This window comes from Mesorhizobium sp. M3A.F.Ca.ET.175.01.1.1 (genome assembly GCF_004791945.1).
Lineage (GTDB): Bacteria > Pseudomonadota > Alphaproteobacteria > Rhizobiales > Rhizobiaceae > Mesorhizobium.
The window spans coordinates 1-538 of the sequence record NZ_SRTP01000058.1 but is presented as its reverse complement, the minus strand read 5'-3'; the positions used below and the strand labels follow the sequence as shown (position 1 = coordinate 538).

1 protein-coding gene is annotated in these 538 nt (G+C 64.3%); it reads left to right on the top strand.

Going from position 1 to position 538, the window contains the following annotated elements; translation table 11 throughout:
- Positions 1-538 (top strand): M24 family metallopeptidase (locus tag EN818_RS30725; protein ID WP_135906582.1); only part of this gene is annotated, 538 nt, incomplete at both ends.

The following is a 538-nucleotide window of genomic DNA, read 5'->3' as shown; positions in this document are numbered from 1 at the left end:
CTACGGCCGCCTGGACGATAGCGGCGGCCGTAGAGTCCACGGGGGTAGACGCGACTTTGTTCGGGATTTTATTCGGAAATCACACAGCCGTAGGGCACGCGAAGTCCGGCAACAACCGCCTCAAACAGGGCGACGTCGCCTACATCGAGGTCGGCGGAAGGGTTCATGATTACGCCGCCGGGCTAGTGCGCTCCGCAATCTACGGCAGACATGCCGAGGCCACGGCTCTGTATGAACTCTCGAACGCAGCGTTGGAAGCGGCGATCGCAGCTGCGATGCCCGGGGCATTGACCGGAGACGTCGATGCTGCCGCACGAGGGGTCGTAGAGCGGGCTGGCCGTCCGCAGACATTCCGCCAGCGCGTTGGCTATTCATGCGGTCTCGGTTGGTCGACGCGGGGCTACACCAGCTTAGAGCCGGGCGGCCAGAATGTGCTGCGGCCCAACATGGCGCTGCACATGCCGCTGTTCCTGACCGACGAGGAGGGCCGTTTCGCGATCGGTTGCAGCGAGACGATCCTGGTGACCGATGGAGGGGC